The 210-nt window shown below is 35.7% G+C and carries 1 protein-coding gene; it reads right to left on the reverse strand.

Annotation, left to right across the window (positions count from 1 at the left end; translation table 11 throughout):
- Window positions 1-210, reverse strand: a 210-nt coding sequence (locus tag HMPREF2701_RS01555) for a hypothetical protein (protein ID WP_261674387.1), incomplete at both ends; no start/stop codon positions are given.

The raw sequence follows: 210 nt of genomic DNA on the forward strand, positions 1-210 counted from the left end.
GTCTGAAGTTGAATGACTTTTGGAAAATAAAATTGCGGATTGACATATACCAATTTTTCTTTCTTGTTCTTATACTTTTGATAGGAAACTTTCAAACCTGTATCATCTGGTGTTTCACCTATAACATCACCCGTTAGAACTCTTGTTCCCTCAATCGCACGGCCATTATGAATGGAATATAAGGTTAAGCGACTCTCATTCTCTCCTTTT

This window comes from Streptococcus sp. HMSC077D04, assembly GCF_001808785.1.
GTDB lineage: Bacteria > Bacillota > Bacilli > Lactobacillales > Streptococcaceae > Streptococcus > Streptococcus mitis_BX.